The sequence below is a fragment of the Stutzerimonas marianensis genome (genome assembly GCF_022810315.1).
Classification (GTDB): domain Bacteria; phylum Pseudomonadota; class Gammaproteobacteria; order Pseudomonadales; family Pseudomonadaceae; genus Stutzerimonas; species Stutzerimonas marianensis.
Window position 1 is genome coordinate 165,475 of sequence record NZ_JALGRD010000010.1, and the last position, 14,750, is coordinate 180,224.

Below are 14,750 nucleotides of genomic sequence, written 5' to 3' on the forward strand. Positions count from 1 at the left end.
CTGATGCTGGAACTCCCACCTTCTGTTTCGGGAGAAAGCGCATGGCCCCGCACCGCGAAGCTCACGTCAACCTCGATGCCCGTACCCGTCGCAAGTTGCAGGACGAACGCCGTATGTATTTCCGGCGTGCGATCGAAAGCTATGACGAACAGCGGCAACTGCAGGCCCAGCTGACCGAATTCCCCGACCTGTTGATGATCAGCCCGATGCTCGATGGGCTGTCGGAGCGGCGTCAAAGCGTGTAGCCAGGGCGCTGATCCGGGCCCGCTCGGCGCGGATGAACGCGAAGAACGCTTGCGCCACCGGGCTAAGACGCTTGCCGCGCGGATGAACCACGCACCAGCTGCGGTACAGCGGCAGTTCCTGCACCGGCAGCTCGCACAACAGGCCGTGCGCCACCTCCAGGTGCACGGCATGGCGCGGCATCAGCGCCACGCCCAGTCCGGCCACCACGGCTTCACGCAGCGCATCGAGCGAGGCGACCTGGGTCGTCTGGGCGAAGTGGGCGCGCTTCTGCCTGAGGTAGTCCTCGCTGGCCTTGCGTGTGCCTGAGCCAGGCTCGCGGACTAGCAATGGATAGGCGGTCAGGTCCTGCAATGTGAGGTCGCCGATCTGGCACAGCGGATGGCCCGCCGGGGCGACTGCAACGATCGGATTGTCCAGGAATGGCATGAACTCGAGGTCCATGTCGGTCGGCACCTGCGACATGATCAGCAGGTCGTCGCGGCTCACCGACAGCCGTTTGACCGCTTGCGCATGGTTGACCACCACCAGTTCGAGATTGACCTCGGGATGTTGCCGCTTGAAGGCGGCGAACAGGTGCGGGGTGATGTACTTGGCGCTCGATTCGACGGCCAGGTTGAGCTGGCCTTGCAGCGAGCCCTGCAGATCGGAGAGTTGCATGTCGAGGCTGTCCAGCCGGCCGAAGATATCGGTGCTGGCACGCTGCAGTGCTTCGGCGGCCGGGGTGAGGTAGAGCTTCCGGCCGAGGTATTCGAACAGCGGCTGGCCGATCAGCTCTTCGAGCTGGCGAATCTGCAGGCTCACCGCCGGTTGGGTCAGCGCCATCTCGTCTGCAGCACGGCTGTAGGAGCGGCTTTCGCATACCGCCCGGAACACCTGTAGCTGACGCAATGTCAGCCTCATCATGGTTTTTCGCATAGTGTTCGCTGCCTTTTTTCGTGCCGTCATCCGGCTCGGCTCGTCAACTGCCGCAGGCGCGCGCCAGCCTTGCAACGCCATCTATAAGTAATTACTTATTCAGCATCAAACTATTATTCATTTCAATTAATCGTACCGGCGGGCGTAGGGTTTAAAGGCTTGCACGGCGTGCAGGCACGAATGTCCTCAGTGGACACCGCTCATCGACCGAAGGGAATGACAGCGTGATCAAGAAGCTGCTGATCGCCAATCGCGGTGAAATCGCCGTCCGCATCGTGCGGGCCTGCGCAGAAATGGGCGTGCGCTCAGTGGCGGTTTTCGCCGAGCCGGACCGTCACGCGCTGCACGTCAAGCGTGCCGACGAAGCCTATTTCATCGGTGACGACCCCCTCGCCGGCTACCTCAACCCCCGCAAGCTGGTGAATCTGGCCGTGGAGACCGGTTGCGATGCCTTGCACCCGGGGTACGGCTTCCTGTCTGAGAACGCCGAGCTTGCCGAGATCTGCGCCGAACGTGGGATCAAGTTCGTTGGCCCCAGGGCTGACGTGATCCGCCGCATGGGCGACAAGACCGAGGCGCGGCGCAGCATGATCAAGGCCGGTGTGCCGGTTACGCCCGGCACCGAAGGCAACGTCGCCAGCGCCGAGCAGGCCCTGGCCGAAGCCGAACGCATCGGCTATCCGGTAATGCTCAAGGCGACATCCGGCGGTGGCGGGCGCGGTATTCGCCGCTGCAATACGCCCGAAGAGCTGGCTCAGGCCTATCCGCGGGTGATCTCCGAGGCCACCAAGGCGTTCGGCAGCGCCGATGTGTTCCTCGAAAAGTGCATCGTCGAGCCCAAGCACATCGAAGCGCAGATCCTTGCCGACAGCTTCGGCAATACCGTGCACCTGTTCGAGCGCGATTGCTCGATCCAGCGCCGCAATCAGAAGCTCATCGAAATCGCCCCGAGCCCGCAGCTCACGCCCGAGCAGCGTGCCTACATCGGCGACCTGGCGGTACGCGCCGCCAAGGCGGTGGGCTACGAGAACGCCGGCACCGTGGAGTTCCTGCTCGCCGAAGGCGAGGTGTACTTCATGGAGATGAACACCCGGGTACAGGTGGAACACACCATCACCGAGGAAATCACCGGCATCGATATCGTCCGCGAGCAGATCCGCATCGCCTCCGGCCTGCCGCTCTCGGTCAAGCAGGAAGACATCCAGTATCGCGGCTTCGCCCTGCAGTTCCGCATCAACGCCGAGGAGCCGCGCAACAACTTCCTGCCCTGCTTCGGCAAGATCACCCGCTACTACGCCCCCGGCGGCCCGGGCGTGCGCACCGACACGGCGATCTACACCGGCTACACCATTCCGCCGTACTACGACTCCATGTGCCTGAAGCTGATCGTCTGGGCGTTGACCTGGGAAGAGGCGCTGGCCCGCGGCTCGCGTGCACTGGACGACATGCGCGTACAAGGCGTGAAGACCACCGCGACCTACTATCAGCAGATCCTCGCCAACCCGGATTTTCGCAGCGGGCAGTTCAACACCAGCTTCGTCGACAACCATCCGGAGCTGCTGAACTACTCGATCAAACGCAAGCCGGGCGAGCTGGCTCTGGCCATCGCTGCCGCCATCGCCGCCCACGCAGGACTGTGAGGAACGAACCATGACTGTTCAGAAGAAAATCACCGTAACCGACACCATCCTGCGCGATGCCCATCAGTCGCTGATCGCCACCCGCATGCGCACCGAGGACATGCTGCCCATCTGCGAAAAGCTCGACCGTGTCGGCTACTGGTCGCTGGAAGTCTGGGGCGGGGCGACCTTCGATGCCTGCGTGCGCTTCCTCAAGGAAGATCCCTGGGAGCGCCTGCGCCAGCTCAAGGCGGCGCTGCCGAACACCCGGCTGCAGATGTTGCTGCGTGGGCAGAACCTGCTGGGTTACCGGCACTATGCCGACGATGTGGTCGAGGCATTCTGCGCCAAGGCGGCCGAGAACGGCATCGACGTGTTTCGCATCTTCGATGCGATGAATGACGTCCGGAACCTGGAGACCGCCATCCGCGCGGTCAAGAAGACCGGCAAGCACGCCCAGGGCACCATTGCCTACACCACCAGCCCGGTGCATACCGTCGAGCTGTTCGTCGAACAGGCGCGGGCGATGCGTGACATGGGTGTCGACTCCATCGCCATCAAGGACATGGCCGGCCTGCTGACGCCATTCGCCACGGGCGACCTGGTCCGCGCGCTGAAGGCCGAGATCGATCTGCCGGTGTTCATCCATTCCCACGACACGGCGGGCGTAGCCAGCATGTGTCAGCTCAAGGCCATCGAGAATGGCGCCGACCACATCGACACCGCGATCTCCTCCATGGCCTGGGGCACCAGCCACCCCGGCACCGAGTCCATGGTCGCCGCGCTGCGGGGCACGCCCTATGACACCGGCCTCGATCTGGAACTGATCCAGGAGATCGGGCTGTACTTCTATGCGGTGCGCAAGAAGTACCACCAGTTCGAGAGCGACTTCACCGGCGTCGACACCCGCGTGCAGGTCAATCAGGTGCCGGGCGGGATGATTTCCAACTTGGCCAACCAGCTCAAGGAGCAGGGCGCGCTCAACCGCATGGACGAAGTGCTGGCCGAGATCCCGCGCGTGCGTAAGGACCTCGGCTACCCGCCGCTGGTTACGCCGACTTCGCAGATCGTAGGCACCCAGGCCTTCTTCAACGTGCTCGCAGGTGAGCGCTACAAGACCATCACCAACGAGGTGAAGCTCTATTTACAGGGCGGCTATGGCAAGGCGCCGGGCACTATCGACGCCAAGCTGCAGCGCCAGGCCATCGGCGGCGAAGAGCTCATCGAGGTGCGCCCGGCGGACCTGATCAAGCCCGAGTTGGACAAGTTGCGGCGCGAAATCGGCGCGTTGGCCGAGTCCGAAGAAGACGTGCTGACTTATGCCATGTTCCCCGACATCGGCCGCAAATTCCTCGAGGAGCGCGAGGCCGGCACCCTGGTGCCCGAAACTTTGCTGCCGATTCCTGACGGCAGCACGGCGACCGCGGCGGGCGGGCAGGGTGTGCCGACCGAGTTCGTCATCGACGTGCACGGCGAGACCTACCGCGTCGACATCACCGGCGTCGGGGTGAAGGGCGAGGGCAAGCGGCACTTCTTCCTCTCCATCGATGGGATGCCGGAAGAGGTGGTATTCGAGCCGCTGAACAACTTCGTCGGCGGCGGCAGCGGCGGTCAGCGCAAGCAGGCGAGCGCGCCGGGCGACGTCAGCACCAGCATGCCGGGCAACATCGTCGATGTGCTCGTCAAGGAAGGCGATGCGGTCAAGGCCGGCCAGGCGGTGCTGATCACCGAAGCAATGAAGATGGAAACCGAAATCCAGGCACCGATCGCCGGTACGGTCAAAGCGGTGCACGTAGCCAAGGGGGACCGGGTGACCCCCGGTGATCTGCTGATCGAGATCGAGGGCTGACAGACGTCCCTTCGGGAGCCGCAAGGCTCCCTTTTTTTGCCTGCTAGATATGAGACGAGGAGGTATCGATGGGCCTTGACCCGGTCGTGCTGTTCTTCCTGTTCGGCCTGTTCGCCGGCCTGGTGAAAAGCGAGTTGAAACTGCCGCCGGCGCTGTACGACACGTTGTCGATCCTGCTGTTGCTGGCGATCGGGCTGCACGGTGGCGTGGAACTGGCCGAGCAGGCCAGCGCGGCCTTGCTCGGCCAGTCGGCGCTGGTGCTGCTGCTGGGCTGCACGCTGCCGCTGCTGGCGTTTCCGGCGTTGCGCCTGCTGGGGTTTTCTCGCGTCGACTCGGCGAGCGTCGCGGCGCATTACGGCTCGGTCAGTGCCGGTACCTTCGCCGTGGTGGTGGCCTTTCTGCTGGCCAACCAGGTGGCCTTCGAAAGCTATATGCCGCTGTTCGTGGCGATCCTGGAAATACCGGCGATTCTCGTCGGCATCATCCTGGCCAAGGGCATCACGCGGGAAACGAACTGGCGCGAACTCGGCCGGGAGATCTTCCTGGGCAAGAGCATCATGCTGCTGCTGGGCGGGTTGATCATTGGTGCCATCGCCGGAAAGGAGGCGATCAAGCCGCTCGAGCCCTTCTACACCAGTATGTTCAAACCGGTGCTGGCGCTCTTCCTGTTGGAGATGGGGCTGATCGCCTCGGGGCAATTGGGCGCGCTCAGGCGATACGGTCTGCGCCTGGTCACGTTCGGCCTGGGCATGCCGTTGGTGGGTGCGCTGATCGGAGCGCTGCTGGCCCGGCTGATGGGGTTGTCGCTCGGCGGCACCGCGATGCTGGCGACCCTGGCCGCCAGTGCGTCCTACATCGCCGTGCCGGCCGCCATGCGCCTGGCGCTGCCGGAGGCCAATCCCTCGCTCTCGCTGACCGCGTCGCTGGGCGTTACCTTTCCCTTCAACATCCTGGTCGGCATCCCGTTGTATCTTGCGCTGGCCGAAACCCTGATCGCCTGGGGGCTCTGACATGACGACCGCGACCCGAACTCTGCTCACAGTAATTTGCGAGGCGGCGCTGGAAAAGAAGCTGTTGGCCGACCTCGACCGGCTTGGCGCGCCGGGCTGGACGCTGTCCGAGGCCCGTGGGCGTGGCAGCCGTGGCGTGCGCAGCGCCGAGTGGGATACCGAGGGCAACATCCGCCTGGAAATCATCTGTGCCCGCGAACTCGCCGAACACATCGCCGAGCACCTGCAGGCGCGCTACTACGACAACTTCGCCATGGTCTGCTACCTCGCCGATGTGCAGGTCTTGCGGCCCGAGAAATTCTGAGGGGACATTCCACCCTCGGCTGTGATGCGCCAGGCCAGACGGGCGTCAATCCAGCTGACCCGGTTGGAGCCGTATGCATGCAAGCAGTGCTTGAAGAGATTCTCGAAGAGGTCCGCCCGTTGCTCGGGCAGGGCAAGGTGGCTGATTACATTCCCGCGCTGGCGGACGTGCCGGCCAACCAGCTCGGCATCGCCGTCTACAGCGCCGACGGCGAGCTGTTTCACGCGGGTGATGCGACGACCCCGTTCTCCATCCAGAGCATTTCCAAGGTCTTCAGCCTCGTACAGGCGATCAAGCATTGCGGCGAATCGCTATGGGAACGGCTGGGTCACGAGCCGTCTGGGCAGCCGTTCAACTCCCTGGTGCAGCTGGAGTTCGAGCGAGGCAAACCGCGCAATCCCTTCATCAATGCCGGCGCGCTGGTGATCTGCGACATCAACCAGTCGCGCTTCGCGGTGCCGGCGCTGTCGATGCGCGATTTCGTCCGGCATCTCGCGGACAACCCGCTGATCGTCTCCGATTCGGTGGTCGCGGAGTCGGAATACCAGCACCGCGCCCGCAATGCCGCCATGGCGTATCTGATGCAGGCGTTCGGCAATTTCCACAACGATGTCGAAGCGGTGCTGCGCAGCTACTTCCATCATTGCGCACTGCGCATGAGCTGCATTGACCTCGCGCGCGCCTTCGGTTTCCTTGCCCGCGACGGAGCCTGCCTGGCGGGTGGCGAACCTGTGCTCAGCCCGCGCCAGGCGAAGCAGGTCAACGCCATCATGGCGACCAGCGGCCTGTACGACGAGGCCGGCAATTTTGCCTACCGCGTCGGTCTGCCCGGCAAGAGCGGCGTGGGCGGCGGCATCGTCGCCGTGGTGCCGGGGCGTTTTTCCGTGTGCGTCTGGTCGCCGGAGTTGAATCAGGCCGGCAATTCGCTGATCGGCATGGCGGCGCTGGAGAAACTCTCGCAGCGGATCGGCTGGTCTATCTTCTGATGACAGGTGATGTGGCCGCGGGCCGTTACGCGCTGTCACAGCTTCGCGGTGCCGTACGCGAGCGGCGCAGCGTCGAACCCCAACCAAAACGAAAAGAGAACGCGTTATGAGCCTTGAAGAAAAGAAGAGCGAGACGGCGCAGGAGGCGCTCGACAACCTGATCGCGGGCGTCATGCAGTTTCGCGAAGAGATCTATCCGCAGCAGCGTGAGCTGTTCAACAAGCTGGCCAACGAGCAGACGCCACGGGCGATGTTCATTACCTGCGCCGACTCGCGCATCCTGCCGGAGCTGATCACCCAGAGTTCGCCGGGCGACCTGTTCGTCACCCGCAACGTGGGCAACATCGTGCCGCCCTACGGCATCATGAACGGCGGCGTGTCGACGGCGATCGAATTCGCGGTGATGGCACTCGGCGTCCAGCACATCATCGTCTGCGGGCACTCCGACTGCGGTGCGATGAAGGCCGTGCTGAACCCCTCGAGCCTCGACGGCATGCCGACCGTGCGCAGCTGGCTGCGCCACGCCGAGGTCGCGCGTACGGTGGTCGAGGAAAACTGCGGGTGCGCCGATCACAACACGCTTGGCACCTTGACCGAGGAAAACGTCCTCGCCCAGCTCGACCACCTGCGCACCCACCCGTCGGTGGCAGCGCGCCTGGCCAGCGGTCAGCTGTTCATCCACGGCTGGGTCTACAACATCGGTACCAGCGAAATTCGCGCTTATGATGCCGCGCGCGGCGAGTTCCGCCTGATCGGCGACGGCCCGCTGCCGATGGCCACGCCAAAGTCGCGTTATGTCTGAGGCTGGAGCAGGGCGCCGTCTGGCGCCTTGCGCAACGTCGGGCCGCGTTGCGTGCCCGCTGCACCGGTTTGGTACAGGTCGGGCTGGCGCGACCTATTTGTGCAGCACGAACTGGCCGGTGAAGCGCACGGCGTCGCGGCCATCGGCGGCGAGGATGCGGCTTTGCAGCGTCAGGCGCGAGCGGCCGCGGCGGCGATAGATGGTCTCGAAACGCTCCCAGGCGTTGTCGTCCGGGGCGGGACAGATGGCCGTGGCGTCATCGACCACCGGCAGCGGATATTCGATCTGGCCTTCGTGGATGACGATATGCCCGTCCTCGATACCGGCCTCGCGCAGCCGCAGGTGCAGCCAGCCCCATCCGGCCAACACCGACGCGCAATAGAGGCTGCCGCCGAACATGCTGCTCTTGTGGTTGATGTTCGCTTGCAGTGGGACCTTCAGGCGTAGCTCGTGGTTTTCCCAGCTCTCGACACGCAGGCCCATGGCCCGGGTCAGGGGAATGTCGTGGTGCAGGATGGCTTCCAGGTAGCGGCTATCGCGGCTCATGCCGGGTAGATTCCTAACGTTTGCGGATACAGGCAGACGTCAAGCATGACTGTTGAGTCACGATATTGCCAGTTTCCTGCGGCGCTTTTTTATCGCCTGCGAAGGCGGTTCAGGGCCTGCCCGTCCGAGGCGTATCAGCGCGTCGCCGATTTCGGCTGATAGGCGCAGTACCCTGGCCTCGGGCCGATCTGTGGATGGTTGCGGCAGGTGTCCGGACGCTTGGCATAGACCGTGCACAACCGGGAAGTCCGGTCCAGGTACAGGCAGTCGCCGTTGGCCAGCCGGGTGAGCGTGAACACCTCTCGCTTGTGGTTGAAGTGCTCGACGATGCCGGCTTTTTGCAGTCGCCGTGCAACCTGTTTCGCCGGTTCGGCCCGCTCGAAGGCATCGGCCACGCCCAGGCGGATCAGATCCTCGATGCGCACCTCGACCGGCAGCGTGCAGCAGGTCGCGCGGCAGTCGCGACACAGCCCGTTGCTGTAGCGCGCCCAGGTTTCCAGGCGATCGGGGTCGGCAGCGGCGATCAGGCGAGTCTTCACGGTGGCGTCATCGGGTCAGGCGGGCGCGCGATCATAACGAGCCGCCATGGAATTTCCAGCGAATCCGATGAGTCGAACGACGGACAGACGGTCACGCAAAGTCGGTCGAAACCTGCAAACCTGTCTGTATTGCCGTTTGCCGGGAACCCGGCGCTGCCATGAACCCCTCATTATCCCGTCTGTTTCACGAGGTCTGTCCATGACGCAAGAACCAACCAATGCTGCTGCTGATGAGGTTTCGGCTTTCCGAGAAAGCGTGATCAGCAAGCTGACCTATTCGATCGGCAAGGACCCGGAGCACGCATCCGACCACGACTGGTTCGAGGCAGTGGCGCTGGCGACACGCGATCGCATGATCGACCAATGGATGGACCGCACACGAGAGGGCTATCGTCAGGGCAAGAAGCGGGTCTACTACCTCTCGCTGGAATTTCTCATCGGCCGCCTGCTCACCGACAGCCTGAGCAACCTGGGCCTGCTCGAGGTGGCGCGCGAGGCGCTGGCGGGCGTGGACGTGGATTTCGAGCGCATCCGCGTGCTGGAGCCCGACGCCGCGCTCGGCAACGGGGGCCTCGGCCGGTTGGCGGCCTGCTTCATGGAAAGCATGGCCACGCTGGGTATTGCGTCGCACGGCTACGGCATCCGCTATGACCATGGCCTGTTCCGGCAGGCGATCGTGGACGGCTGGCAGCACGAGCAGACCGAGACCTGGCTGAATTTCGGCAACCCCTGGGAATTCGAGCGCCCGGAGGTCACCTACCTGATCGGCTTTGGCGGGCACGTCGTGGCCATGCCACAGGAAAGTGGCAGTCAGGAGCAACCCAAGCATTTCTGGCATTGGGCCGAAGGCGTGCGCGCCATCGCCTACGACACCCCGGTGGTGGGCTGGCGCGGTGCGAGCGTCAACACCCTGCGCCTGTGGCGCGCACGCGCCGAAGCCGACTTCCACCTCGAGCGCTTCAACGCCGGCGACCACATCGGCGCCGTGGCCGAGGAAGCGCGCGCCGAGAGCATCTCGCGCGTGCTCTATCCGGCCGACAGCACCGAGGCTGGCCAGGAGCTGCGCCTGCGCCAGGAATATTTCTTTGTCGCCGCGTCCCTGCAGGACCTGCTGCGCCGTCACCTGGACCAGCGCGGCACGCTGTTGAACCTGCCGGAATTCGCCGCCATCCAGCTCAACGACACCCACCCCGCAATCGCTGTTGCCGAGCTGATGCGCCTGCTGGTGGATGTCCACGACATCCCTTGGCGGAAGGCCTGGGAGCTGACCGTCGGCACCCTGTCCTATACCAACCACACGCTGCTGCCCGAGGCGCTGGAAACCTGGCCCGTCGGCCTGATGGAGCGCCTGCTGCCGCGGCACATGCAGATCATCTACCTGATCAACGCCCAGCACCTCGATGCGCTGCGCGAGCGCGGCATCCACGACCTCGACCTGCTGCGATCAGTGTCGCTGATCCAGGAGGACCATGGTCGCCGTGTGCGCATGGGCAACCTTGCGTTCCTCGGCTCGCATTGCGTGAACGGCGTCTCCGCGCTGCACACCGGGCTCATGCGCGAGACGGTGTTCACCGACCTGCATTCGCTGTATCCGAAACGGATCAGCAACAAGACCAACGGCATCACCTTCCGTCGCTGGCTCTACCAGTCCAACCCGCAGTTGACGCAGCTGCTGGTCGAGCATGTCGGGGAGGAATTGCTCGACTCGCCGGAAACCCTGCTGCGCCAGCTCGAGCCCTTCGCGGACCAGGCCGACTTCCGCGCCCGTTTCGCGGCGCAGCGGCGGCACAACAAGCAATTGCTGGCACGCATGATTCAGGAGCGCCTGGGCATCTGCGTGGACCCGACGGCGCTGTTCGACGTGCACGTCAAGCGCATCCATGAGTACAAGCGGCAGCTGCTCAACCTGCTGCACACCGTCGCGCTGTACCAGGCGATCCGCTCCGACCCGGGCGGCCACTGGGTGCCACGGGTGAAGATCTTCGCCGGCAAGGCGGCGGCCAGCTACCACACCGCCAAGTTGATCATCAAACTGACCAACGACATCGCCCGGACCATCAATGATGACCCCACCGTGCGCGGCCTGCTGAAAGTGGTGTTCCTGCCCAATTACAACGTCAGCCTGGCCGAGCGCATCATCCCGGCGGCGGACCTGTCCGAGCAGATCTCGACGGCCGGCCTCGAAGCGTCGGGGACCAGCAACATGAAGTTCGCCCTCAACGGTGCGCTGACCATCGGCACCCTCGATGGCGCCAATGTCGAGATGGCCGAGCAGATCGGCCGCGAGCACATGTTCATCTTCGGCATGACTGCCCAGGAAGTGGAGGCGCGCAAGCAGGCCAACGAGTACAACGCCGAGGCCACCATCATCGAGTCGCCGCGGCTCAACGAAGTGTTGATGGCCATTCGCAACGGCGCTTTTTCCTCCGACGACCCGTCGCGCTACACCGCCCTGATCGACGGGCTCAAATGGCACGATACCTTCATGGTCTGCGCAGACTTCGAGGCCTACTGGAAGGCGCAGCTGGACGTCGAGGCGCGCTGGCGCGATGCCGACAGCTGGTGGCGTTCGGCCGTGCTGAACACCGCGCGCACCGGCTGGTTCTCCTCGGACCGGACCATTCGCGAGTACGCCGAGGAGATCTGGAAGGTGCTCTGACGCGCCGCATGGAGGTAGTGAAAGGCGCCGGAAAACGGCGCCTGACGGAGCGTGCAGGCACTTTGCCGCTTCGCTGAACCTGCAGCGGATTGGCGGGTCTGAGGGAAGGTTAGTTTCCCCCTGGCCTGCTAAACTGCGCGGGTTTTTTCATCCTCCGGAGCCATCCCATGTCACGCGTAACCCTGAGTCGCTACCTGATCGAGCAGACCCGCAGCAACAACACCCCTGCTGATCTGCGTTTCCTTATCGAGGTAGTGGCCCGAGCGTGCAAGGAGATCAGCCACGCCGTGTCCAAGGGCGCTCTGGGCGGCGTGCTCGGGGCGACCGAGACCGAAAACATCCAGGGCGAGGTGCAGAAGAAGCTCGACGTCCTGTCCAACGAAATCCTCCTCGAAGCCAACGAATGGGGCGGTCACCTGGCCGGCATGGCGTCCGAGGAAATGGACAATGCCTACCAGATTCCCGGCAAGTATCCCAAGGGCGCCTACCTGCTCGTGTTCGACCCGCTGGATGGCTCCAGCAACATCGATGTCAACGTCTCCGTCGGCACCATCTTCTCGGTGCTGCGCTGCCCGGGTGAGTGCTTCACCCAGAACGATGCCCTCGGCGAAGAAGCCTTCCTCCAGCCGGGCACCAAGCAGGTGGCGGCCGGCTACGCCATCTACGGTCCGCAGACCATGCTGATGCTGACCCTTGGTAATGGCGTCATGGGCTTCACCCTCGACCGCGAGCTGGGCAGCTTCGTCCTCACTCACGAGAACCTGCGGGTGCCGGAATCCACCGCCGAATTCGCCATCAACATGTCCAATCAGCGCCATTGGGAAGCCCCGGTGCAGCGCTACGTCAGCGAGCTGCTCGCCGGTGCCGAGGGCCCGTTGGGCAAGAACTACAACATGCGCTGGATCGCCTCGATGGTGGCCGATGTGCATCGCATCCTGACCCGCGGCGGCATCTTCATGTACCCCAAGGATGCGCGGGAGCCTGGCAAGCCCGGCAAGCTGCGCCTGATGTACGAAGCCAACCCGATGTCCTTCATCATCGAGCAGGCCGGTGGCGCCGCCACCAACGGCACCCAGCGCATCCTCGACATCCAGCCCGAATCGCTGCACCAGCGCGTACCGGTCTTCCTCGGCTCCAAGGAAGAAGTCGAGCGCGCCACCGGCTACCACCAGGGCTGATCCATGCCAGCGCCCTGGCGGGACCTGCTGCTCTGGTGGTTCGGCGAGGGCGGCACCGCCCGGGAAATCGCCGACGCCAAGAGCCGTCTCTGGTTCGGCTACAAGGCCGAGCAGGACGCCGAGGCCCGCGAGCGTTTCGGCGAGTGGGTGGACCAGGCGCTGGCCGGCGAACTCTCCGATTGGGCCGAGAGCCCCGAAGGCTGGCTCGCCCTGGTGCTGCTGCTCGACCAGCTGCCGCGCATGATCTATCGCGGCACGCCCCGGGCCTTCGCCGGTGATGAGCGTGCGCAGCAACTGGTGCGCGACGGCATGGCCCACGGCGGTGACGTACTGCTCACGCCGCTACAGCGCGTCTTCATCTACCTGGTGCTCGAGCATGCCGAGCACCTCGGCCTGCAAGACCAGGCGGTGCAGCAGTTCGAAACGCTCGTGACCATCGCGGCACCGGACGAGCAGGCTCTGTTCGCCGACTTCCTCGACTACGCCGAGCGCCACCGTCAGGTCATCGCTCGTTTCGGGCGCTTTCCACATCGCAACGACATCCTTGGCCGAGCGTCCACCGAGGCCGAGCAGGCCTTTCTGGCCGAGCCCGGCTCGCGCTTCTAGCCATCCATGGGAGATCGTCATCTGGATGCGCCTGGTCCTGCTGTAACCTCAAGCTGCGCGGAACCTACCCAGGCTCCAGCCCCCTAATCTGCATAACCGATGGGCGGCCAAGCGAGGCCGACCGCTAGCGAAAGGAACCCCGTCATGTCGTTTCGTCATCTGCTGCTGATCCCCGCCGTTGCGTTGCTGGCTGCCTGCAGCCCGGTCACCCAGGAGAATTTCGCCAAGCTCAAGGCGGGCATGTCGCGAGCGGAGGTCGAGGAATTGCTCGGCAAGCCGGGCGAGTGCGCCGGTGCGCTGGGCATGTCCAGCTGCACCTGGGGGCAGAAGAATCGGTTCATCAGTGTCCAGTTCGCGGGCGACAAGGTCATGATGTTTTCCGGCCAGGGCCTGAAATGAGGAGAACCCGATGCGTGCACTGATCCTGTTGTTTACCGCCACGTTGCTCGCCGGTTGTGCCGGTTCGAAGCCGGACGATGCGCCCGAAACCGTCGGCCAGGTCGACCTCAAGCGTTACCAGGGGACCTGGTACGAACAAGCTCGCCTGCCCATGTTCTTCCAGCGCAATTGCGTGCGTTCCGAGGCGCACTACGAGCTGCAGCAGGACGGCCGTGTGGCTGTGACCAACCGCTGCGAAACCGGCGACGGGGAATGGGAACAGGCTGTCGGCGAGGCGGTGCCGCAGGCGCCTGGGCGCACCGATCGGCTCTGGGTACGTTTCGACAACTGGTTCAGCAATCTCTTCCCGGGCCTGACCAAGGGTCACTACTGGATTCTGTACCTCGACGAGGCCTACAGCGTGGCGCTGGTCGGCAGCCCTGACCGTGATTACCTCTGGCTGCTGTCACGCGATCAGGAGATCGATGCCAGCATGCGGGACAGGCTGCTCGAGCAAGCCCGCCAGCGCGGCTACGACACCAGCGAACTGATCTGGCGCGGCGAATCGTCCTGAGGAGTTCGGGCGCTTCGCCTGTTCGCGGGCATGGCCGTCGGGGTGCGCGGGTTCGCTACAGGGCGACTCGATCCGCGGGCCGCTATTCCCAATTCAACCGTGCCAGCTGCCACTCGCCGTCTTCCATCCACCATTCGAGTTTCACCTCGTAATGGCCGAGGCGCTCGGGCACCAGGCCTTCCGCGCCGGTCATGGCGACCTGCGCCTCGGTATGGCCCTTGTCCGCATAGCTGGGGTCGATCCAGCTTCGGCTGCCCAGCGCGATGACGCTGACCTTTCGGTTGCGCAGAAACATCAGCGTAGCGGTGCGTTTGACCCAGTCCCGGTCGAGTTGCTGGTTGGCATTGAAGTCGGCATGGATTCGCTCCATCAGCGCGCCGGTGTCCTTTTTCTCGATGCTGTCCTGCAGTGATCGCGCGGCCGCTTCGAGTGCGGCTTGCGGATCGTCACGACCGCACCCGACGAGTGCCAGCGCGGCAATGGCGGCGATTACTGCTAATTTCCATATGGGCATGCCTAACCTCTCGATCCTCGTTATG

The 14,750-nt window shown here is 64.3% G+C and carries 16 protein-coding genes; 12 read left to right on the forward strand and 4 right to left on the reverse strand.

The features are described from left to right. Positions 1–41 precede the first annotated feature (41 nt). Positions 42–245, forward strand: a complete 204-nt coding sequence (locus MST27_RS18185) for a PA3496 family putative envelope integrity protein (RefSeq protein ID WP_243607345.1) — start codon at positions 42–44, stop codon at positions 243–245. Here MST27_RS18185 and MST27_RS18190 read toward each other — a convergent pair. After that, positions 199–1,161 carry a LysR family transcriptional regulator gene (locus tag MST27_RS18190; protein WP_275973299.1) on the reverse strand — a complete coding sequence of 321 codons (963 nt, stop codon included), beginning with the start codon at positions 1,159–1,161 and terminating at the stop codon, positions 199–201. The two genes, MST27_RS18185 and MST27_RS18190, sit on opposite strands and share 47 nt — an antisense overlap. A 224-nt stretch (positions 1,162–1,385) precedes the next feature. Here MST27_RS18190 and MST27_RS18195 point away from each other — a divergent pair, with 224 nt between their 5' ends. From MST27_RS18195 to MST27_RS18220, 6 genes are all read left to right on the forward strand, one after another. After that, on the forward strand, positions 1,386–2,801 hold the full coding sequence (locus MST27_RS18195; protein ID WP_243607347.1) for an acetyl-CoA carboxylase biotin carboxylase subunit: 1,416 nt from the start codon (positions 1,386–1,388) through the stop codon (positions 2,799–2,801). 10 nt (positions 2,802–2,811) lie between these two features. Continuing rightward, positions 2,812–4,629 (forward strand): sodium-extruding oxaloacetate decarboxylase subunit alpha, encoded by a 1,818-nt coding sequence (gene oadA / locus MST27_RS18200; RefSeq protein WP_243607348.1) that lies wholly within the window; start codon positions 2,812–2,814, stop codon positions 4,627–4,629. A 68-nt stretch (positions 4,630–4,697) separates the two neighbouring features. Continuing rightward, positions 4,698–5,639, forward strand: a complete 942-nt coding sequence (locus MST27_RS18205) for a sodium-dependent bicarbonate transport family permease (RefSeq protein WP_243607349.1) — start codon at positions 4,698–4,700, stop codon at positions 5,637–5,639. 1 nt (position 5,640) lies between these two features. Then, positions 5,641–5,943, forward strand: a complete 303-nt coding sequence (locus MST27_RS18210; RefSeq protein ID WP_243607350.1) for a P-II family nitrogen regulator — start codon at positions 5,641–5,643, stop codon at positions 5,941–5,943. Positions 5,944–6,020: 77 nt separating this feature from the next. Then, positions 6,021–6,929, forward strand: a complete 909-nt coding sequence (gene glsB / locus MST27_RS18215) for a glutaminase B (RefSeq protein WP_243607351.1) — start codon at positions 6,021–6,023, stop codon at positions 6,927–6,929. A gap of 106 nt (positions 6,930–7,035) precedes the next feature. Next, positions 7,036–7,731, forward strand: coding sequence for a carbonic anhydrase (locus tag MST27_RS18220; protein ID WP_243607352.1), 696 nt, complete (start codon positions 7,036–7,038; stop codon positions 7,729–7,731). Positions 7,732–7,824: 93 nt separating this feature from the next. Here MST27_RS18220 and MST27_RS18225 read toward each other — a convergent pair whose 3' ends face one another. Continuing rightward, the gene (locus MST27_RS18225) at positions 7,825–8,277 is read right to left on the reverse strand and encodes a thioesterase domain-containing protein (protein ID WP_243607353.1); all 453 of its coding nucleotides are present in this window, start codon (positions 8,275–8,277) and stop codon (positions 7,825–7,827) included. Positions 8,278–8,411: 134 nt separating this feature from the next. Further along, positions 8,412–8,816, reverse strand: coding sequence for a YkgJ family cysteine cluster protein (locus tag MST27_RS18230; RefSeq protein WP_243607354.1), 405 nt, complete (start codon positions 8,814–8,816; stop codon positions 8,412–8,414). Positions 8,817–9,015: 199 nt separating this feature from the next. On the opposite strand from MST27_RS18230, the gene MST27_RS18235 reads away from it, so the two are divergent. The 5 genes from MST27_RS18235 (at position 9,016) to MST27_RS18255 (ending at position 14,211) form a co-directional block, all read left to right on the forward strand. Next, a complete protein-coding gene (locus MST27_RS18235; protein ID WP_243607355.1) occupies positions 9,016–11,475 on the forward strand; it encodes a glycogen/starch/alpha-glucan phosphorylase in 2,460 nt (819 codons plus the stop codon). 167 nt (positions 11,476–11,642) lie between these two features. Next, positions 11,643–12,653 carry a class 1 fructose-bisphosphatase gene (locus tag MST27_RS18240; RefSeq protein WP_243607356.1) on the forward strand — a complete coding sequence of 337 codons (1,011 nt, stop codon included), beginning with the start codon at positions 11,643–11,645 and terminating at the stop codon, positions 12,651–12,653. Positions 12,654–12,656: 3 nt separating this feature from the next. Further along, a complete protein-coding gene (locus MST27_RS18245; protein ID WP_243607357.1) occupies positions 12,657–13,259 on the forward strand; it encodes a DUF924 family protein in 603 nt (200 codons plus the stop codon). A 144-nt stretch (positions 13,260–13,403) separates the two neighbouring features. Continuing rightward, on the forward strand, positions 13,404–13,658 hold the full coding sequence (bamE, locus tag MST27_RS18250; RefSeq protein ID WP_243607358.1) for an outer membrane protein assembly factor BamE domain-containing protein: 255 nt from the start codon (positions 13,404–13,406) through the stop codon (positions 13,656–13,658). A 10-nt stretch (positions 13,659–13,668) separates the two neighbouring features. After that, positions 13,669–14,211 carry a lipocalin family protein gene (locus MST27_RS18255; RefSeq protein WP_243607359.1) on the forward strand — a complete coding sequence of 181 codons (543 nt, stop codon included), beginning with the start codon at positions 13,669–13,671 and terminating at the stop codon, positions 14,209–14,211. An 82-nt stretch (positions 14,212–14,293) separates the two neighbouring features. Here the strand turns inward: MST27_RS18255 and MST27_RS18260 are convergent, their stop codons facing one another. Next, a complete protein-coding gene (locus MST27_RS18260; RefSeq protein ID WP_243607360.1) occupies positions 14,294–14,725 on the reverse strand; it encodes a hypothetical protein in 432 nt (143 codons plus the stop codon). Positions 14,726–14,750 lie beyond the last annotated feature (25 nt).